The sequence below is a fragment of the Pseudomonas sp. WS 5010 genome, assembly GCF_012985565.1.
In the GTDB taxonomy this organism is placed as follows: Bacteria; Pseudomonadota; Gammaproteobacteria; order Pseudomonadales; family Pseudomonadaceae; genus Aquipseudomonas.
Map to the genome: position 1 here is coordinate 190,571 of NZ_JAAQWQ010000006.1, position 18,097 is coordinate 208,667.

Sequence of the window (18,097 nt, forward strand, 5' to 3'; positions counted from 1 at the left end):
TTACTGGGCTGCCAATTCAGTGCCGGGGATGGTCAATACCTGGCCGACTTTCAGTTCATCGGTTTTCAGGCTATTGGCGCTGCGCAAGGTGGCAGCCGAGACCTGGAAGCGTACGGCCAGCATGGCCAGGGTGTCGCCGGGCTGCACCCGATGGTCACGCGGGCCCTGGGCAATTTTCCCGGAGTCCCGCAGCCAGGCGATATAGGTGCCCGGTGGCGGGTTCTGCTGGAAGAACTGGCGCACGCCGGCGCTGATGGAGCGCGCCAGCGCCTGCTGGTGGCTGGCGGAGGCGAGCTTATTGGCTTCGTTGGCGTTGGAGATAAAGCCGGTTTCGACCAGGATCGAAGGGATATCCGGCGACTTGAGCACCATGAACCCGGCTTGCTCCACCCGCTGTTTGTGCAGCGGCGTGACCCGGCCCATGTTGCTCAACACCTTCTGCCCCACGTTCAGGCTGGAGGTCAGCGAGGCGGTCATCGACAAGTCCAGCAACACACCTGCGAGCATGCGGTCCTTGTCATCCAGGGACACGTTGCCGGCACCGCCGATCAAGTCGGAACGGTTTTCGCTGTCAGCCAACCAGCGCGCGGTCTCGGATGTGGCGCCACGATCCGACAGGGCAAACACCGAGGCGCCGAAGGCTGCCTTCGACGGTGCGGCGTCGGCGTGGATCGAAACGAACAGGTCCGCGCCCTTTTTGCGGGCGATTTCAGTACGCCCACGCAATGGGATGAAGTAGTCGCCAGTACGGGTCAATTCGGCGCGATAACCCTTCATCCCGTTGATCTGGCGCTGCAGTTCACGGGCGATGGCCAGAACCACATCTTTTTCGTGCTGGCCACGGGAGCCCGAGGCGCCCGGGTCTTCACCGCCGTGCCCGGCGTCGATCACTACGATAATGTCGCGCTTGCCGGCCGGCGCGGGTGGCAGCGGTGGCAACTTGACCTGGGGCTGCGCAGGATTGACCGGCACCGCCGGGGTGGTGGCAACCGCAGGGGTCGGCGCCGGGGTGGGCGCGGCGTCGGCAGGATTGTCAAAGAGGTCGACCACCAGGCGGTTGCCATACTGGGCGTTCGGCGCGAGGGAAAAACTCTTGGGCGTGACGACTTTCTTCAGGTCGATGACCACCCGCAGGTCGGTCGGAGTGCGCTGGGCCGAGCGCATCGCGGTAATCGGCGTGTTGGCGGTGGAAACCTTCAAGGGCGCAGCCAGGGTTGCACCGTTGATGTCGATCACCAGGCGATCAGGCGCCGTCAGGGTAAAGACGCTGTGCTGGACCGGGCCAGACAGGTCGAACACCAGTCGCGTGTTATCCGGTGCTCGCCACAGGCGCACACTTTTTACCTGTGAAGCGGCCAGAGCATTGACAGTCATTGCCGCAAGCAACACCCCCACGACAGCAACCAACGCGCGAAAGCGCATACCTAACCCACCCATTATTAGAATTCCAAAGCCAAAGCGGCGCACCAAGACTCACTGCGCGCGCTCTGGGACAACAATTTCAACTGACGCCCATGGTTATGCGGGGTAATGGTAATGGTCAGGTCAGGCTTTGGCAAAAAGCCTGTGCCCTTGTCCGGCCACTCGATCAGGCATAAAGCATCGCCATCGAAGTAATCGCGGATGCCCATGTACTCCAATTCCTCAGGATCCACCAGGCGGTACAGGTCGAAATGGAACGCGCGCAGGTCACCGATCTCGTAAGGTTCTACCAGGGTAAACGTCGGACTTTTCACCGCGCCAGCGTGCCCAAGCCCGCGAATGATGCCGCGCGACAGCGTGGTTTTGCCGGCACCCAGGTCACCCTGCAGAAAAATCAGGCCCACGCCCTGGGTGATCTCGGCAATGCGTTTACCAAACGCCACCATGGCCTCTTCATCGGCAATAAACAGGGTTACTTCAGACACGGTGACTGCTCCTCCAGCAACTGACGAATGGCAGGAATCAGGTCGCTGGCTACCAGGCCGCGACCAAAGGTGCCCTGGCGATCGCCCGCCGTGGCGTGCAACCACACCGCCAGGCTGGCGGCCTCGAACGCCGGCATGCCCTGGGCCAGCAGCGCGCCGGTCAGGCCGGCGAGCACATCCCCCAGGCCCGCCGACGCCATGGCCGGGTGCCCCTGGTCACAACGCGATACCCGCCCATCCGGGCTGGCGATCAGGCTGCCAGCGCCCTTGAGTACCGTGACGGCATTGAATTTCTGGCTCAGCGCGCGCGCCACCTTAAGTCGGTCGGCCTGAACCTCGGCTGTCGAAATACCCATCAGCCGCGCCGCTTCCCCCGGGTGCGGGGTGATCACACAATCGGCCGGCAAGGTTACATGGCCTGCGGCCAGCAGGTTCAGCGCGTCAGCATCCCAGACCTGGGGTTGCCGGGCATTGGCCGCCACCGACAGCAGGCTCTTGCCCCACGCCATGTCGCCCAGGCCAGGGCCGATAACAATCACCGAGACTTTTTCCAGCAGGCCCATCAATTGGTTGGCCGAATGCACGCCCCGCGCCATGATTTCCGGCAAGCGGGTCAAGGCCGCCGGGACGTGTTCGCTGCGGGTCGCCAGGGACACCAGGCCAGCACCGCTGCGCAGCGCGCTTTCGGCACTCAGCAACCCCGCCCCGCCAAAGCCATGGTCGCCGCCAATCACCAGGACATGGCCAAACTGGCCCTTGTGGGCCTCTGGGGAACGCGCAGCCAGTTGCGGCAAATGGCCGGGCAACAGGGGCTGAACGTCAGTTATTTCGTGTTTTGTCTGCGGCATGCGTCTTCAAGCTCCGATGTCTGGCAGAATTATACGCATCTAACCTGCGGTTTCTCTCGTCTCATGCCTGCTATTACCACGGATCTGCCCGCCCTCGCCCAATCGATCAAAGACTGGGGCCGCGAGTTGGGCTTTCAACAAGTCGGCATCAGCGGCCTGGACCTGGCCGAGCATGAACAGCACCTGCAGCGCTGGCTCGACGCGGGCTATCACGGCGAGATGGACTACATGGGCGCCCATGGCAGCAAGCGCTCGCACCCTGACGAGCTGGTACCCGGCACCTTGCGCGTGGTGTCCCTGCGCATGGATTACCTGCCCGGCGACACGCAAATGGCGCAACTGCTGGCCCAACCCGAAAAAGCCTACATCTCCCGCTACGCCCTGGGCCGCGACTACCACAAGCTGATCCGCAAGCGCGTGCAGCAACTGGCCGACCGCATCCAGGCACAGATCGGCCCGTTTGGTTTTCGCGCCTTTGTCGACAGCGCCCCAGTGCTGGAAAAAGCCATCGCCGAACAGGCAGGTTTAGGCTGGATCGGCAAAAACACCCTGGTCCTCAACCGCAAGGCCGGTAGCTACTTCTTCCTCAGTGAGCTGTTTGTCGACCTGCCGCTGCCCATCGATCCGCCCCACAGCACCGAACACTGCGGCCGCTGCACCGCCTGCCTGGATATCTGCCCGACCAATGCCTTCGTCGGCCCCTATGTGCTGGACGCCCGGCGCTGCATTTCGTACCTGACCATCGAACTCAAGAGCGCGATCCCCGAAGAGCTGCGGCCGTTGATTGGCAACCGGGTTTTCGGCTGCGATGACTGTCAGATCGTTTGCCCATGGAATCGTTTCGCCCGCCCCTCAGGAGAAAGCGATTTCAAGCCGCGCCACAATCTGGATAACGCCGAACTGGCTGAGTTATTTATGTGGGATGAGGATAAATTCCTCAGCAGCACCGAAGGCTCGCCGCTGCGCCGCGCCGGCTATGAGCGCTGGCTGCGCAACCTGGCCGTGGGCCTGGGCAATGCGCCCTCGAGCATTCCGGTGCTGGAAGCCTTGAAGGCACGCCTGGACTACCCCAGCGAACTGGTCCGCGAACATGTGGAATGGGCGCTGAACCAGCACGCGCTCCGTCAATGTTCGTCGTTGTAGACGAACTTGGGCATTTCCCAATGAAAGCGGATCGCCAGCAGACGCAATAGAAAACCGCTGAACAAGGTCAGCAGGATCGCCTGCTCGCTGGGCAATTCGAGGTAGATGCACAGCATGTAGCACCAGGCGGCGAGGAACGACACGCTGGCGTACAGCTCGCGGCGGAAGATCAATGGGATATCGTTACAGAAGATATCCCGCAGGATCCCGCCGAAGACCCCGGTGATCACCCCGCTGACCGAGGCCACCAGCATGCCGTGGCCCATTTCCAGGGCCGTCATGCAGCCGATCAGGGTGAACGCCACCAGGCCCACGGCGTCCAGCGCCAAAAACAGTGAACGCAAATGACGCATCAATGGGGCGATAAAGATCGTCACCAATGCCGCTACCGAGGTCAGCACCAGGTATTCCGGGTGTTTGACCCAGGTGAGCGGGTAGTGGCCAAGCAACACATCGCGTACCGAACCGCCGCCAAGGGCTGTGACGCACGCAATCAGCACCACGCCGAACCAATCCATGCCACGACGGCCAGCCGACAAGGCACCAGTCATGGCTTCGGCGGTGATGGCGATGAGGTAGAGCATCAGCAGCATGATGGCGATCCTTGCAAAGAGGCGCGCAGTCTAATCATTTGGCAGGGGCACCAAAAGGGGGCGGCCAGAAAACCCGCGCGAACATCCGTGTAGGAGCCCCGCTTGCCGGCGATGGGGCCCTTGAGGACGCCATCGCCGGCAAGCCGGACTCCTACAGAGGGCACAGCCCTGCTGCAAGTCAGGCCTTGATGAAATGCTTGCGATAGTGCTGCAATTCGGCAATCGACTCGCGGATATCATCCAGGGCCAGGTGGGTGCTGCCCTTGTGGAAGCTGTCCTTGACCTCTGGCGCCCAGCGCGCGGCCAGTTCTTTCAAGGTCGACACATCAAGGTTGCGGTAGTGGAAGTAGCTTTCCAGCCCCTTCATGTGGGTATAAAGGAAGCGACGGTCCTGGCAGATGCTGTTGCCACAGATCGGCGACTTGCCTTTGGGCACCCACTTTTCCAGGAACGCAATCGTCTCGGCCTCAGCCTCAGCCATGCTCACGCGGCTGTCGCGCACGCGCTGGGTCAGGCCCGAGTTGCCGTGGGTGCGGGTGTTCCACTCGTCCATGGTGGCCAGCACCGCGTCGCTGTGGTGGATGGCGATCACCGGACCTTCGGCCAAGGTGTTGAGGTTGCTGTCGGTGACAATGGTCGCCATCTCGATGATGACGTCGGTGTCAGGGTTCAGACCGGTCATTTCCAGATCGATCCAAATCAGGTTCTGTGGGTTTTGCATGTCGTGGTTCCTTGGCACCTTGGCGTAGCTGCGCAGTTTAGCAGGCGGGGCGTGCTAGACTCGCGACCGTTTTATCCAACCTTTGCATTATCGACACGGAACACCAATGGCCAAACGCCAGCTCAACCGCCGCCAAAACTGGCGCATCGAAAAGATCCAGGGTGAACGCGCTGCCCGCGCCGCCAAACGTGAATCCTCTGCCGTAGAAGCGCTGGAGGGTGGCGACCTCGGCCCCGAGCAAACGGGCCTGGTAATCGCGCACTTTGGGGTGCAGGTCGAAGTCGAGGCCCTGGAAGGCGAACTGGCCGGCGCAGTGTTCCGCTGCCACCTGCGCGCCAACCTGCCGGCGCTGGTCACTGGCGACAAAGTGGTATGGCGTGCCGGCAACCAGGGTATCGGGGTGATCGTCGCGCAACTGCCGCGCACCACCGAATTGCGTCGCCCCGACAGCCGTGGCCAACTCAAGCCGGTGGCGGCCAACGTCGACATGATTGTCATCGTCTTCGCCCCGCTGCCCGAGCCCCACGCCAACCTGATCGACCGCTACCTGGTGGCGGCCGAACACGCCGGCATCCGCCCGCTGTTGCTGCTGAACAAATTCGACCTGATCGACGAACAGAACGCCCCGGCGCTCAATGCATTGCTCGCGGTGTATCGGCAGTTGGGCTACCCGGTGCTGGAAGTCTCGGCGCACCATGGCAACGGCATGGAACAGCTGCAACAGCAGTTGGACGGGCGCATCAGCGTGTTCGTCGGCCAGTCGGGCGTGGGCAAGTCGTCTTTGGTCAACAGCCTGCTGCCGGAAGTCGAGACCCGCGTCGGCCCGCTGTCGGAACTGTCCGGCCAGGGCACGCACACCACCACCACCGCGCGCCTGTTCCACTTCCCGGGCGGTGGCGAGTTGATCGACTCCCCCGGCATCCGTGAGTTCGGCCTGGGCCACGTCAGCCGTGCTGATGTCGAAGCGGGTTTCATCGAGTTCAACGACCTGATCGGCACTTGTCGCTTTCGCGACTGCAAGCACGACCGCGAGCCAGGCTGCGCCTTGCTCAAGGCCCTGGAAGATGGGCGCGTGCAGCAACAACGGATGAACAGCTATCGCTCGATCATCGCCAGCTTGCCCGAAAGCAGCTATTAAGTTGTAGATGCACGCTTGTGTGGGACCGGGCTTGCCCGCGATGCAGATAACTCGGTGCAACTGATGCACCGAGGTGATGCTATCGCGAGCAAGCCCACTCCCACCTAAGCCGCATCAGCTACCGGCCGGGGCTTCTCCGGGAGCCTTCACCCCACCCTCGTCAAACAAATTCAGCTTCTGGCGCAGCTCATGGGCCGGCAACGGCTGCTGCTCGGGTGGCAGGGCGTTCGGGTCCACCGGCACTTCACCCGGAGCGCCCTCGCCCTGGGTCGGCACTGGCGGTGGAGTGCCCTGCTCGCCTTCGATGGCGCGCTGGGCTTTTTTGGTCAGCACCACGATGTCGATGCGCCGGTTGATCGGGTTGAATGGGTCCTGGGTATCAAACAACTGCGATGAAGCAAAGCCCACCACCCGCGCCACCTGGGTGTCTGGGTAACTGCCAGCCACCAGGGCACGGCGGGCGGCATTGGCGCGGTTGGCGGACAGCTCCCAGTTACCGAAATCGCCCAGGCCCGAATACGGCTTGGCATCGGTATGGCCGCTGACGCTGATCTTGTTCGGCACCGCCTTGATGGTGTCGGCCATGGCCAGCAGGATGTCTTCGAAGTAGGGCTTGAGGCGCGCACTGCCAGAGTCGAACATCGGTCGATTGGCGTCATCCATGATCTGGATACGCAGGCCGTCCGGGGTGATCTCGAAGTGGATCTGATCCTTGAATTTTTGCAGTTGCGGGTTCTCGTCGACCTTGTTCTGCAGCTCTTGCAGCAACAACTCCAGGCGTTCCTGCTCGACCTGTTCGGCCATGCTCTCGACGGTCTGGCGTTCGATCGGGATGTTTTTCTGGGGCGCTTCGGTCTGGACTTCCGGGTTGATGGTGCGCTCGGGAGCCAATTCTGGCGAACCACCCAGGTCGATCACAAACGGCGTGCCACTCTCGGAGAAGCCGATGGGATCCTTGAAATAACCGGCGATGGCGATCTTCTGTTCCGGCGTCGCAGTGGACATCAGCCACAGCACCAGGAAGAACGCCATCATCGCCGTCGCAAAGTCGGCGAAGGCGATTTTCCAGGCGCCGCCGTGGTGCCCGGCAGCGAAGCGCTTGACGCGCTTGATGATGATTGGCTGGTTGTTTTCCATGGCTTAGCGACCGCGAACTGCTTGTTCCAGCTCGGCAAAGCTCGGGCGGTGCTTCGGATACAGCACCTTGCGCCCGAATTCCACGGCCAGGGACGGCGGCATACCGGAAGCCGAAGCCACCAGCGACGCCTTGATCGCTTCGTAGATATTCAGCTCTTCCTTGGCATCGTGGGCCAGGGAGGTGGCCAGTGGACCAAAGAAACCATAGGCCGCGAGAATACCGAAGAAGGTCCCCACCAGCGCCGCGCCTACGTGCATACCGATGGCCGCCTGGTCGCCCTCGCCCAGGGACGCCATAGTCACCACGATACCCAGTACCGCCGCGACAATACCGAAACCGGGCATGCCGTCGGCGATGCCGGTCACGGCGTGGGACGGGTGCTCCAGCTCTTCTTTCAAGCTGAACAGCTCCATGTCGAACAGACCTTCCAGCTCGTGCGGGGCCATGTTGCCGGAGGACATGATGCGCAGGTAGTCGCAGATGTAGGCGGTCATGCGCTCATCCTTGAGCACGGCCGGGTACTTGGCGAAAATCGGGCTCGCTGCAGCGTCCTCGATATCCGCCTCAATGGCCATCATGCCTTCGCGGCGGCTCTTGTTGAGGATCTCGTAGACCAGGCCCAGCACTTCCAGATAGAACGTGTGGGAAAAGCGCGAGCTGAACATGCCCAGCGACTTTTTGACCACGTGCATGGTCATGTAGCCTGGGTTAGCCTGCAGGAAAGCGCCAAACGCCGCACCGCCGATGATCAGCACTTCGAAGGGCTGGATCAGCGCAGCAATTTTACCGTGGGACAGAACGTATCCGCCGAGCACGCTTGCGATGACGACGATGATGCCGATAATTTTAGCCATAGGGGATGAGTACTTGCGCCGTCGGGTTCATGGACATATTCGGAAGATCTAAAAACTCTTCTTCTACTTATCGGCAAAACTGCGCCAGACTATAGCCCGTTAAGGCGAAAAGCCAGTTCGGCCCACTCCGGGCGTGTTGACCGCAAGTGATGATCGCGCCCCAATCATGGCAAACGAAACGACAGTCCCAACTGCAAAACCCAACTCCCTGGCTGGCTGGATCAAGCGTCTGGACGAGGTGTGCCTGCCCGTCCCGCAAGCGAGCCACGTTGCGGTGTGCAAGGCCATCGGCGACAGCCGCCGTTCGTTGCGAGATATTGCGGAGCTGATGCAAGACAGCCCGGCGCTGGTCCTGAGCGTCATGCGCGAAGCCAACAACCAGGCCCACGGCAGCCTGGCAGAGCCGGCAGAAAACCTTGAAGTGGCAATCAACCGCCTCGGCCTCAAGCGCACCGAAGAACTGCTCGTGCGCCTGCCGTCGGTGCCGCTCAATAAAATCCCCGTGGCCCTGCGTCAACTGCAACTGATCAGCCAGCACGCCTCGCAACAAGCCAATGGCCTGTTCGCCAGCCGCCTGGCGCGCCTGTGGCAGGACATTCATTGGGGCAGCCTGCTGTTTCTCTCGCCGCTGTGGCCGATGGCCGTGGCCTACCCAAAGCTTTTGGAAGAATGGGAACTGCGGGTGATCCACAAGGGCCAATCGGCACGCAAGGTCGAGCAGGAACTGTTCGGCGTGCGCCTGCTGGAACTGTGCCTGGGGCTGACCGAGGCCTGGCGCTTGCCGATCTGGGTGTCCCAGGGCTACCAACTGCTGCTCAAGGAACAACGCTTGCTGGTCAAGGCCCTGCACATCGCCCGCGATGAAGCGCCCTTGAGCCAGCAGCAAAAACTCGATGACGACCCAGCGCTGCGGCGCTGGCTGAACCAGCCGGCCAACACCGTGCTGCTGGCCAATGGCATGGCGCTGGCAGCGCAGGAGTCCTGGACCTGCCCGCACACCCAGCGCTGGCAGTACCTCACCGCACTGTACCTGCAACAACCGCTGGCCGATGTGCAGCAACAGGTGCACCAGCAGGCAGCCATCAGCGCCCGCCATACCTTGACCGCCGGTCTCTGGCACCCAGCGTTGGCACTGATCTGGCCGTGGCATGTGCAGCGGGTGCATCGCGGCCTGCTGCCAGCACCGCCGCCCACCGCCGAATCCCTGGCGGTCTGGCGCAAGCGCTGCAGCGAACTGTTGGTGGAGCCCAGCCGCTTCGCCAACGCCATGCACCTGACCACCTGTGCCAAGGAGGCCCTGGTGGCCAGTGGCATGCAGCGCGTCATGTTGCTGATGGCCGACAAGGCCTTGACCACGCTACGCGTGCATCAGGTCGATGGCCTGCCCAAGGACGCCGCCAACCTGAGCCTTGAAACCGCACAAAGCACGCTGCTGCAACGCCTGCTGGAGAAGTCTGCGCAGGTGCGCCTTAACCCGGACAATCACGCGCAATTCGCGGCACTGCTGCCGACCTCATTGCGTCGCCTGTTTGTCGGCGAGCACCTGCTGTTGCGCTCCCTGAGCTGTAACGGCCGGGTGGTGATGCTGATGGTGGCCGACCAGGGTGGCGGGCCGTTCTCCGAAACCACCGTGCAGGCCTTCGGTAAAACCGCCCAATGCATCGAGAAAGCCCTGCACTGCTTTACCAACCGCACCACCTGATGCTTGCGTTACAATCGCCCTCTTTTATCGCCCAACCTAGTGCCCGGGAGACCTCACATGCCTGACTTTTCTGGCTTGCCGCTGGTGATCGAGCCCAGCGACCTGCTTGGCCGCCTCGCCGCCGAGCCGTTGATTCTGGTGGACCTCACCAGCGCCGCCCGTTATGCCCAGGGGCATATCCCCGGCGCGCACTTTGTTGATCCCAAACGCACCCAACTGGGCCAGCCTCCGGCACCGGGGCTGCTGCCGGCCAAGGCCGACCTGGAGAAGCTGTTCGGCGAACTGGGCCACACTCCGGACGCCACCTACGTGGTGTACGACGACGAAGGCGGCGGCTGGGCCGGGCGCTTTATCTGGCTGCTCGACGTGATCGGCCACAAAAAGTATCACTACCTCGATGGCGGCCTGCTGGCGTGGCTGGATGAGCAGCACCCGGTGTCCACCGAGGCAACCGCCGCCGTGGGTGGGCCGGTCAGCCTGACCCTGCACGACGAGCCCACCGCCACCCGCGAATACCTGCAAAGCCGCCTCGGCGCTGCCGACCTGGGCATCTGGGATGCACGCGGGCCGCTGGAATATTCGGGAGAGAAAGTCCTCGCCGCCAAGGGCGGACATATTCCCGGCGCAGTCAACTTCGAATGGACGGCGGGCATGGACAAGGCGCGCAACCTGCGAATCCGCCGCGACATGCCGCAGATCCTCGAAGGCCTGGGCCTGAGCAAAGACAAAGAAATCATTACCCACTGCCAGACTCACCACCGTTCTGGCTTCACCTACCTGGTGGCCAAGGCGCTCGGTTATCCGCGAGTCAAAGGTTATGCCGGTTCCTGGGGCGAATGGGGCAACCACCCCGACACCCCCGTCGAGATTTAAGGTTTAAGGACACTTCATGAAAAAGCGTTTGTTTATCCTCAGCCAGTACCTGCTGCCCCACCACCTGCTGTCGCGCCTGGCCGGCTGCATCGCCGAATGCCGTGTGCGCTGGTTCAAGAATGCCTTCACCACCTGGTTCGCCAAGCGCTACCAGGTGGATATGTCCCAGGCGCTGGTTGAAGACGTGACCGCCTACGAGCACTTCAACGCCTTCTTCACCCGTGCCCTGAAGGACGGCGCGCGCCCACTGGACCCAACCCCGGGCGCGGTGTTGAGCCCGGCAGACGGCGCCGTCAGCCAGCTCGGCCCGATCGAGCACGGTCGTGTGTTCCAGGCCAAGGGCCACAGTTTCAGCGTGCTGGAGTTGCTCGGTGGCGACGCCGCCGTTGCCGCACCGTTCATGGGCGGCGACTTTGCCACCATCTACCTGTCGCCGAAGGACTACCACCGCGTGCACATGCCACTGGCCGGCACCCTGCGGGAAATGGTCTACGTGCCTGGGCGGATTTTCTCGGTCAACCAGACCACCGCCGAAAACGTGCCGGAACTGTTTGCGCGTAACGAGCGTGTTGTCTGCCTGTTCGATACCGAACGCGGCCCGATGGCCGTGGTATTGGTGGGCGCGATGATTGTGGCGTCGATTGAAACCGTATGGGCCGGGCTGGTGACGCCGCCCAAGCGCGAGCTGAAAACCGTGCGCTACGACGAAGCCGCCCGTGCACCGATCCACCTGGAAAAAGGTGCGGAACTGGGGCGCTTCAAGCTGGGTTCGACCGCTATCGTGCTGTTTGGGCCGGATCAGGTGCAGTGGGCTGAAGAACTGGTGGCGGGAACGCCGGTGCAGATGGGCCAGGGTATCGCGCTGCCAAAAGCCTGATGCAGCCTTCATTGTAGGAGCCGGCTTGCCGGCGATGACGGTGGTGAATCCAACACCGCTATCGCTGGCAAGCCAGCTCCTACATTTTGATCTCGGCTTACAGCTGCCCGTCGCGGTCGCGCAGGCCCAACAGATACAGCACACCGTCCAACCCCAACGTCGAAATCGCCTGCTTGGCCGACTGCTTGACCAACGGCTTGGCACGGAACGCCACGCCCAACCCGGCGATAGCCAGCATCGGCAGGTCATTGGCGCCGTCGCCGACCGCAATGGTCTGCTCCAGACGTAAACCTTCCTTGTGTGCCAGCTCCCGTAGCAGATCAGCTTTGCGCTGCGCGTCGACAATCGGCTCGACCGCCACGCCCGTCACCTTGCCATCCACCACTTCCAGCTCGTTGGCGAACACATAGTCGATGCCCAGCTTGGCCTGCAATTGCTTGGCGAAGTAGGTAAAGCCGCCCGAAAGGATCGCTGTCTTGTAGCCCAGGCGCTTGAGTTCGGCGAACAGGGTTTCGGCACCTTCGGTCAAGCGCAGGGAGGCGCCGATAGAGTCGAGGACGCTGACGTCCAGGCCCTTGAGCAGCGCCAGGCGCTCCTTGAAGCTGGCGCGAAAGTCCAGCTCTCCCGCCATCGCGCGTTCAGTGATCTGGGAAACTTGCTCGCCAACGCCCGCAGCCTTGGCCAACTCGTCGATGACTTCGGCTTCAATCAGGGTCGAGTCCATGTCGAACACCGCCAGGCGGCGATTGCGACGGAACAGCGAGTCTTCCTGGAAGGCGATATCCACGTTCAGTTCCTGGGCGACGCTAAGGAACTCGGCGCGCAAGGCCTGTGGATCGGCCGGCTCACCGCGCACAGAGAACTCGATACAGCCCTTGCCCTGGTCCGCCGGCATGTCCAGCGGCATACGACCCGACAGACGGTCGATATGGTCGATGTTCAAGCCGTATTGCGCGGTGATCGAGCTGACCCGCTGCAACTGTTCGGCGGTGACCTTGCGCGTCAGCAGCGTGACGATGTGGCGTTTCTTGCCTTGGCCGGCCACCCAGTGCTGGTAATCCTCTTCGGATACCGGAGTGAACCGCACCTGCTGATCCAGCTTATAGGCCGTAAACAGGATGTCCTTGAGCACGGACGAAGCCTGCTCGGTATCTGGAATCTCCACCAGAATGCCGAACGACAGGGTGTCGTGGATCACGGCCTGGCCGATGTCCAGAATGGTCACGCCACCCTGGGCCAGGACACCGGTGATGGCTGCGGTAAGACCCGGACGGTCCTCACCTGTGATGTTAATCAGGACAATTTCGCGCAAAGCGCACCCCCGAGCTGGAAAAAAACCGCATTCTACCCACTTTCAGTGACCATCGGGCACAGCCAGCGCTTTGCCGGTCTTGGGCCTGTCGCTATACTGCGCGTCAACTTCACGGACCAAGAGCCGAGCGCAAGTGAACCGGCCCACGCCAGTAAAAACCGATAACTTCTTCCTGCTGATCTTCCGGGCACTGCGCCACCGCCGTGTACCGATCGCATTACGCATTGCCAGCCATAACGTGATCCTGGTCGCCCTGGCCCTGGTGATCTACGCGTGCGTGATGGGTTTGCAGTTCAAACAGGCCATGCACGAGCAAGCCGACGCCCTGGGCGAGAGCTTGACGACCCAGACCGCCACCTCGGCGACCGAGCTGTTGGTGTCCAATGACATCCTCAGCCTCAACGTGCTGCTCAACAACCTGACCAAGAACCCGCTGGTGGCCCACGCCGCCATCTACAGCGTGGACAACCGGATCATGGCCGAAGCCGGGCAACGCCCGAAAAACGGCCTGTTGGGTGAAGCCGAAGGCTTGTACCAGAGCAATATCACGTTTCAGGATGTGAAAGCCGGCCAATTGCGCATCAGCCTGGACATGCAACAGTTCCAGCAGCCGATGACCATCAGCCTGCAAAGCATGGGCATCCTCAGCGCGATCCTGCTGGCCCTGGCCCTGGCCTTGAGCCTGCGTCTGGGCCGGCATATCTCCACGCCCCTGATGCAACTGCGCATCTGGTTGCGCGACATCGACGAACACACTCCGGCCACCGACCGCCAGGATGAGATCGGCGACCTTGCCCGCCAGTTGCACACCAGCTTTGCCCCGGAGCCGGTCGTACCCGAAGCCAAGCCTGAGTCTGAGCCAGAGTTCGACGACACCGACTATGACGACGAGCCCGAGTTCGAAGTGCGCAACCTGCGCGACCCGAGCTTCGACGAGTCGGCGCCGGTGGCAGGCCTCAAGCCGCTACCGCGCACCCTCATCAAGGCCGACGAAGACAGCCTGGACGAAGACGACCCGTTTGCCGACCTGCGTGACGAGTCGGCACCAAGCCCGGTGGTCGCGCCCAAACCTGCGAACAGCCAGCCCCAGCACAGCGCGGTATTGGCCGTGCAACTGGGCGCCCAGGAGCAATTGCGCCGCCTGCCACGGGCACGCCTGACCGAGTTGCTGGAACGCTACCGCGACTGCCTTGACCAGGCGGCGTCGCTGTACCAGAGCGAGCTGCACACCCTCAACGATGGCAGCACGCTGATGCTGTTCCACAGCGAAGACAGCGGCGAAGATTATTTGACCAACGCCATCTGCTGCGGTGAGCTGCTGCGCGCCCTGGGCCATGCCTTGCAGATCGAAGTCGCTGACAGCGGCATCACCCTGCAACTGCAACTGGGCCTGACCTTGGGCGACGATCTATATGGCATGAGCCAGATCGACCTGTTGCTGACCGAAAACGCCCAGGATGCCCTGGCCTTGTCGCAACACAGCCGCAACCTGCTGCTGGTGGAGCGCAAGATCAGCGACGACGCCTTGATCCGCCAACGCGCGCGTATCCGCCCGATTGCCAGCCCTGAAGGCGCGTGCTGTGTAGAGCGCTTGATGGAGCCTTACCCGTCGATGCTGGAGCGCCAGCTGGCGCGGATGCATGAGACTCGGAACAAGCCCTAAACAACACTGCGGGCTTGTGTAGGAGCGGGCTTGCCCGCGATGGCGCTGGATCAGTCAATCAAGTGTCAACTGACACTGCGCTATCACGGGCAAGCCCGCTCCCACATTTGATCTGCACCAAACAAAAAGGCCCGCTTACTCAGCGGGCCTTTTATTTGGCTGCGATCCAGGTCAGAACCTGAACACTTCCATATCCGTACGAATCGGCGAAGCCATCGGGATCTTTGGCTTTTCCGGAGCTGCCGGCTTGGCCGGGGCCGGGGCCTGTTTGCGTGGGGCTTCGGCAATCGGTGGCTGGTTGGCCAGCGGCTTGAGGGCTACCGACAACTGCTCAGCCAAACGCTGCAACAACACACCCTGGGCCTGGACCTGTGAAGCGGTGCTGCCGGCATGTTGCTCCTGCAGATGCACGATGCGGTTGTCCCGCACCTGGCCGCGGCGGTCGATCAGGCGCCATTGCGCGTCAAGGATCGCCGGCTGGGAAGCCCCGGAGTCCAGGCGCGTGATGGTCAGCAATACCTGCACATCGGGGGAGAAGCTTGTAGGCGCCGGCGACAGCACCACACGCTGGCTGTCCAAGTGGCCAGCCACCTGACGCAACATCAACTGGTTGATATCCGACGACAGGCTACCGGCCCAACGGCCGTCGATGGAGCCTTGCAGGCTGCCATCGTCCTGGCGTTGCAGCAGGGTTTCACGTTGCAGGTAATCGGCAACCACTACCGGCCCGAGCAAGACCGCCATGCCAGCACTTTGCGCTGGCTGCGCCGGATTTCCGCTATCCAGCTGGTACAGCGACACCGGTTGGTGCGTAGTGCAACCCGCCAACCCCAAAAGGCCGGCGAGCATCAAAAATAAAGGAAGGCGTGGAGCAGTCATCATCCCATCCAGGTGGCTGCCACAAGGCAAACCACAATGTAATACTAAAAATAACCTATACGCGCTCAGCCACGCCGGCGCTGGAAAGGCCATATCATCCGTGAATATGCGCCATGACTCCAGCGCGAAAGCGCCGATCTACGCGTTAAATCGTAGATCGGGCGCTCTATATCGCTTTAAGCGGGTGTTTCTACCAGCAATGCATCTACCCGCTGGAAGCCACGGGGCAATTTGTTCCCGCGGCGTCCACGTTCGCCCTTGTAGTGCTCAAGGTCGTCAGGACGCAGGGACAACGTGCGTTTACCGGCCTGCAGCACCAGGGTCGAGCCTTCCGGGATCACCGCGATGTCGGTCACGTACTCTTCGCGACTGGCCACCCGCTCCCCTGGGATACCAATGATCTTGTTGCCCTTGCCCTTGCCCAGTTGCGGCAGGTCGCTGATCTTGAACACCAGCAAGCGCCCTTCGGTGGTCACCGATGCCAGCCAATTGCCCTCGCGGTCCTCGACCGGGCGCGGCAGGATCACCTTGGCGTTGTTCGGCAGGCTCAGCAGGGCCTTGCCCGCCTTGTTCTTGGCCTGCAAGTCCTCACCCTTGACCACAAAACCGTAGCCGGCGTCGGAGGCGATCACGTACAGCGAGTCATCATCGGGCAGCAATACACATTCAAAACTTGCCCCTGGCGGCGGCGTCAGGCGGCCGGTCAGCGGTTCGCCCTGGCCCCGTGCAGACGGCAAAGTATGGGCCGGCACCGAATAACTGCGCCCGGTGGAGTCGATAAACACGGCGAACTGGTTGGAACGCCCGGCTGCGGCGGTCTTGAACCCATCGCCCGCCTTGTACGACAAGCCAGTGGCATCAATATCATGCCCCTTGGCAGAACGAACCCAACCCTTTTCCGACAGAACGACGGTAATTTTCTCGTTGGGCAACAGCTCGGTTTCAGTCAGGGCCTTGGCTTCGGCGCGCTCGACAATCGGCGAGCGGCGGTCGTCGCCATAGGTTTCGGCATCTTTGATCAGTTCGCTGCGCACCAGCTTCTTGAGCTTGGCTTCGCTACCCAGCAGCGCTTGCAGCTTGGCTTGTTCCTTGAGCAACGCGTCCTGCTCGTCGCGCAGCTTCATCTCTTCCAGGCGCGCCAACTGGCGCAGACGGGTATCGAGGATGTAGTCGGCCTGGATCTCGCTCAGTTCAAAACGCGCGATCAACTCGGCCTTCGGGTGCTCGGCGGTGCGGATGATGTGGATCACTTCATCCAGGTTGAGGTAGGCAATCAGCAAGCCGTCCAACAGATGCAGGCGGCGCTCGACCTTGTCCAGGCGGAACTGCAGGCGGCGGCGCACGGTATTGACCCGGAACTCCAGCCACTCCACCAGCAGGTTGCGCAGGTTTTTCAGCTGCGGCTTGCCGTCCAGGCCGATGATGTTGACGTTGACCCGGTAGCTGGATTCCAGCTCGGTACTGGCAAACAGATGCTGCATCAACACTTCGTGGTCGACCCGGCTATTGGTCGGGATGATCACGATGCGGCAAGGGTTCTCGTGGTCGGACTCGTCACGCAAGTCCGCGACTTGCGGCAGCTTCGACGGCTTGGCCTGCATCAGCGCGGCAATCTGTTCCAGCACCTTGGCGCCGGAGACCTGGTGCGGCAAGGCGGTGACGATGATGTCGCCATCTTCGACGTGGTACACCGCGCGCATGCGCACCGAGCCCTTGCCGGTCTCGTACATTTTCAGCAGGTCGGCACGCGGCGTGATGATTTCCGCTTCGGTCGGGTAGTCCGGACCCTGGATATGCTCGCACAGCTGCTCGACCGTGGCCTTGGGCTCATCGAGCAGGCGTACGCAGGCGGTGGCGACTTCACGCAGGTTGTGTGGCGGTACGTCGGTGGCCATGCCCACGGCGATGCCGGTGGTACCGTTAAGCAGGATATTGGGCAGGCGCGCCGGCAAGACCAGAGGCTCGTCGAGGGTGCCGTCGAAGTTCGGGCCCCAGTCTGCCGTGCCCTGGCCCAGCTCGCTGAGCAGCACTTCGGAGTATCGCGACAGCCGCGCCTCGGTGTAACGCATGGCGGCGAACGACTTGGGATCATCCGGCGCACCCCAGTTGCCCTGGCCATCGACCAGGGTGTAGCGGTAGCTGAACGGCTGGGCCATCAGCACCATGGCTTCATAGCACGCCGAGTCGCCGTGGGGGTGGAACTTGCCGAGCACGTCACCGACGGTACGCGCCGACTTCTTGTGCTTGGAGTCCGCGTCCAGGCCCAACTCACTCATGGCGTAGATAATGCGCCGCTGTACCGGTTTCAGGCCGTCGCCGATATGCGGCAAGGCACGGTCCATGATCACGTACATGGAGTAGTTGAGGTAGGCATTTTCGGTGAAGTCAGCCAGCGACCGGCGTTCTACGCCGTCTAAGCTGTCTGCGAGGATGTCACTCATGCGGGCCT

The 18,097-nt window shown here is 62.3% G+C and carries 16 protein-coding genes; 6 read left to right on the forward strand and 10 right to left on the reverse strand.

Annotated features, from left to right (window positions below):
* Genes HBO11_RS21010 through HBO11_RS21020 form a run of 3 tightly spaced genes read right to left on the reverse strand, consistent with a single transcriptional unit; the run spans position 1 to position 2,755 of the window.
* Positions 1-1,422, reverse strand: a complete 1,422-nt coding sequence (locus tag HBO11_RS21010) for an N-acetylmuramoyl-L-alanine amidase (protein WP_169952436.1) — start codon at positions 1,420-1,422, stop codon at positions 1-3.
* A 17-nt stretch (positions 1,423-1,439) separates the two neighbouring features.
* Positions 1,440-1,907 (reverse strand): tRNA (adenosine(37)-N6)-threonylcarbamoyltransferase complex ATPase subunit type 1 TsaE, encoded by a 468-nt coding sequence (gene tsaE / locus HBO11_RS21015; RefSeq protein ID WP_169952216.1) that lies wholly within the window; start codon positions 1,905-1,907, stop codon positions 1,440-1,442.
* Positions 1,895-2,755: an NAD(P)H-hydrate dehydratase gene (locus tag HBO11_RS21020; RefSeq protein ID WP_169952218.1), complete on the reverse strand. Its 861-nt coding sequence runs from the start codon at positions 2,753-2,755 to the stop codon at positions 1,895-1,897. Before HBO11_RS21020 ends, tsaE begins: the two co-directional genes overlap by 13 nt.
* Positions 2,756-2,818: 63 nt before the next feature.
* Between HBO11_RS21020 and queG the strand changes: the two genes are divergently transcribed.
* Positions 2,819-3,898: a tRNA epoxyqueuosine(34) reductase QueG gene (gene queG / locus HBO11_RS21025; RefSeq protein ID WP_169952220.1), complete on the forward strand. Its 1,080-nt coding sequence runs from the start codon at positions 2,819-2,821 to the stop codon at positions 3,896-3,898.
* Here queG and HBO11_RS21030 read toward each other — a convergent pair.
* Both HBO11_RS21030 and orn read right to left on the reverse strand, forming a co-directional pair.
* Entirely contained in the window at positions 3,880-4,494 is a 615-nt protein-coding gene (locus tag HBO11_RS21030; RefSeq protein WP_169851492.1) for a trimeric intracellular cation channel family protein, read from the reverse strand. The two genes, queG and HBO11_RS21030, sit on opposite strands and share 19 nt — an antisense overlap.
* A 175-nt stretch (positions 4,495-4,669) precedes the next feature.
* Positions 4,670-5,212: an oligoribonuclease gene (gene orn / locus HBO11_RS21035; RefSeq protein WP_169952222.1), complete on the reverse strand. Its 543-nt coding sequence runs from the start codon at positions 5,210-5,212 to the stop codon at positions 4,670-4,672.
* Positions 5,213-5,318: 106 nt separating this feature from the next.
* Between orn and rsgA the strand changes: the two genes are divergently transcribed.
* On the forward strand, positions 5,319-6,350 hold the full coding sequence (gene rsgA, locus HBO11_RS21040; protein ID WP_099170122.1) for a small ribosomal subunit biogenesis GTPase RsgA: 1,032 nt from the start codon (positions 5,319-5,321) through the stop codon (positions 6,348-6,350).
* 114 nt (positions 6,351-6,464) lie between these two features.
* Here the strand turns inward: rsgA and motB are convergent, their stop codons facing one another.
* Together motB and motA are read right to left on the reverse strand one after the other, a co-directional pair.
* Positions 6,465-7,487, reverse strand: coding sequence for a flagellar motor protein MotB (motB, locus tag HBO11_RS21045; protein WP_169952225.1), 1,023 nt, complete (start codon positions 7,485-7,487; stop codon positions 6,465-6,467).
* Positions 7,488-7,490: 3 nt separating this feature from the next.
* Entirely contained in the window at positions 7,491-8,342 is an 852-nt protein-coding gene (gene motA / locus HBO11_RS21050) for a flagellar motor stator protein MotA (RefSeq protein ID WP_169952227.1), read from the reverse strand.
* Positions 8,343-8,508: 166 nt separating this feature from the next.
* Here motA and HBO11_RS21055 point away from each other — a divergent pair, with 166 nt between their 5' ends.
* Genes HBO11_RS21055 through asd form a run of 3 tightly spaced genes read left to right on the forward strand, consistent with a single transcriptional unit; the run spans position 8,509 to position 11,794 of the window.
* Positions 8,509-10,044 (forward strand): HDOD domain-containing protein, encoded by a 1,536-nt coding sequence (locus tag HBO11_RS21055; protein ID WP_169952229.1) that lies wholly within the window; start codon positions 8,509-8,511, stop codon positions 10,042-10,044.
* A gap of 57 nt (positions 10,045-10,101) precedes the next feature.
* Positions 10,102-10,917 carry a rhodanese-like domain-containing protein gene (locus HBO11_RS21060; RefSeq protein ID WP_169952231.1) on the forward strand — a complete coding sequence of 272 codons (816 nt, stop codon included), beginning with the start codon at positions 10,102-10,104 and terminating at the stop codon, positions 10,915-10,917.
* Between the two features lie 16 nt (positions 10,918-10,933).
* On the forward strand, positions 10,934-11,794 hold the full coding sequence (asd, locus tag HBO11_RS21065) for an archaetidylserine decarboxylase (protein WP_169952233.1): 861 nt from the start codon (positions 10,934-10,936) through the stop codon (positions 11,792-11,794).
* A gap of 97 nt (positions 11,795-11,891) precedes the next feature.
* Here the strand turns inward: asd and serB are convergent, their stop codons facing one another.
* Entirely contained in the window at positions 11,892-13,106 is a 1,215-nt protein-coding gene (gene serB / locus HBO11_RS21070; protein ID WP_169952235.1) for a phosphoserine phosphatase SerB, read from the reverse strand.
* A gap of 133 nt (positions 13,107-13,239) precedes the next feature.
* Here serB and HBO11_RS21075 point away from each other — a divergent pair, with 133 nt between their 5' ends.
* Entirely contained in the window at positions 13,240-14,769 is a 1,530-nt protein-coding gene (locus tag HBO11_RS21075; RefSeq protein ID WP_169952237.1) for an AhpA/YtjB family protein, read from the forward strand.
* A 171-nt stretch (positions 14,770-14,940) separates the two neighbouring features.
* On the opposite strand, the gene HBO11_RS21080 is transcribed toward HBO11_RS21075, so the two are convergent.
* Both HBO11_RS21080 and parC read right to left on the reverse strand, forming a co-directional pair.
* Positions 14,941-15,648: an ABC-type transport auxiliary lipoprotein family protein gene (locus HBO11_RS21080; RefSeq protein WP_029299146.1), complete on the reverse strand. Its 708-nt coding sequence runs from the start codon at positions 15,646-15,648 to the stop codon at positions 14,941-14,943.
* Between the two features lie 176 nt (positions 15,649-15,824).
* Positions 15,825-18,089 carry a DNA topoisomerase IV subunit A gene (gene parC, locus HBO11_RS21085; protein WP_169952239.1) on the reverse strand — a complete coding sequence of 755 codons (2,265 nt, stop codon included), beginning with the start codon at positions 18,087-18,089 and terminating at the stop codon, positions 15,825-15,827.
* Positions 18,090-18,097: the final 8 nt, after the last annotated feature.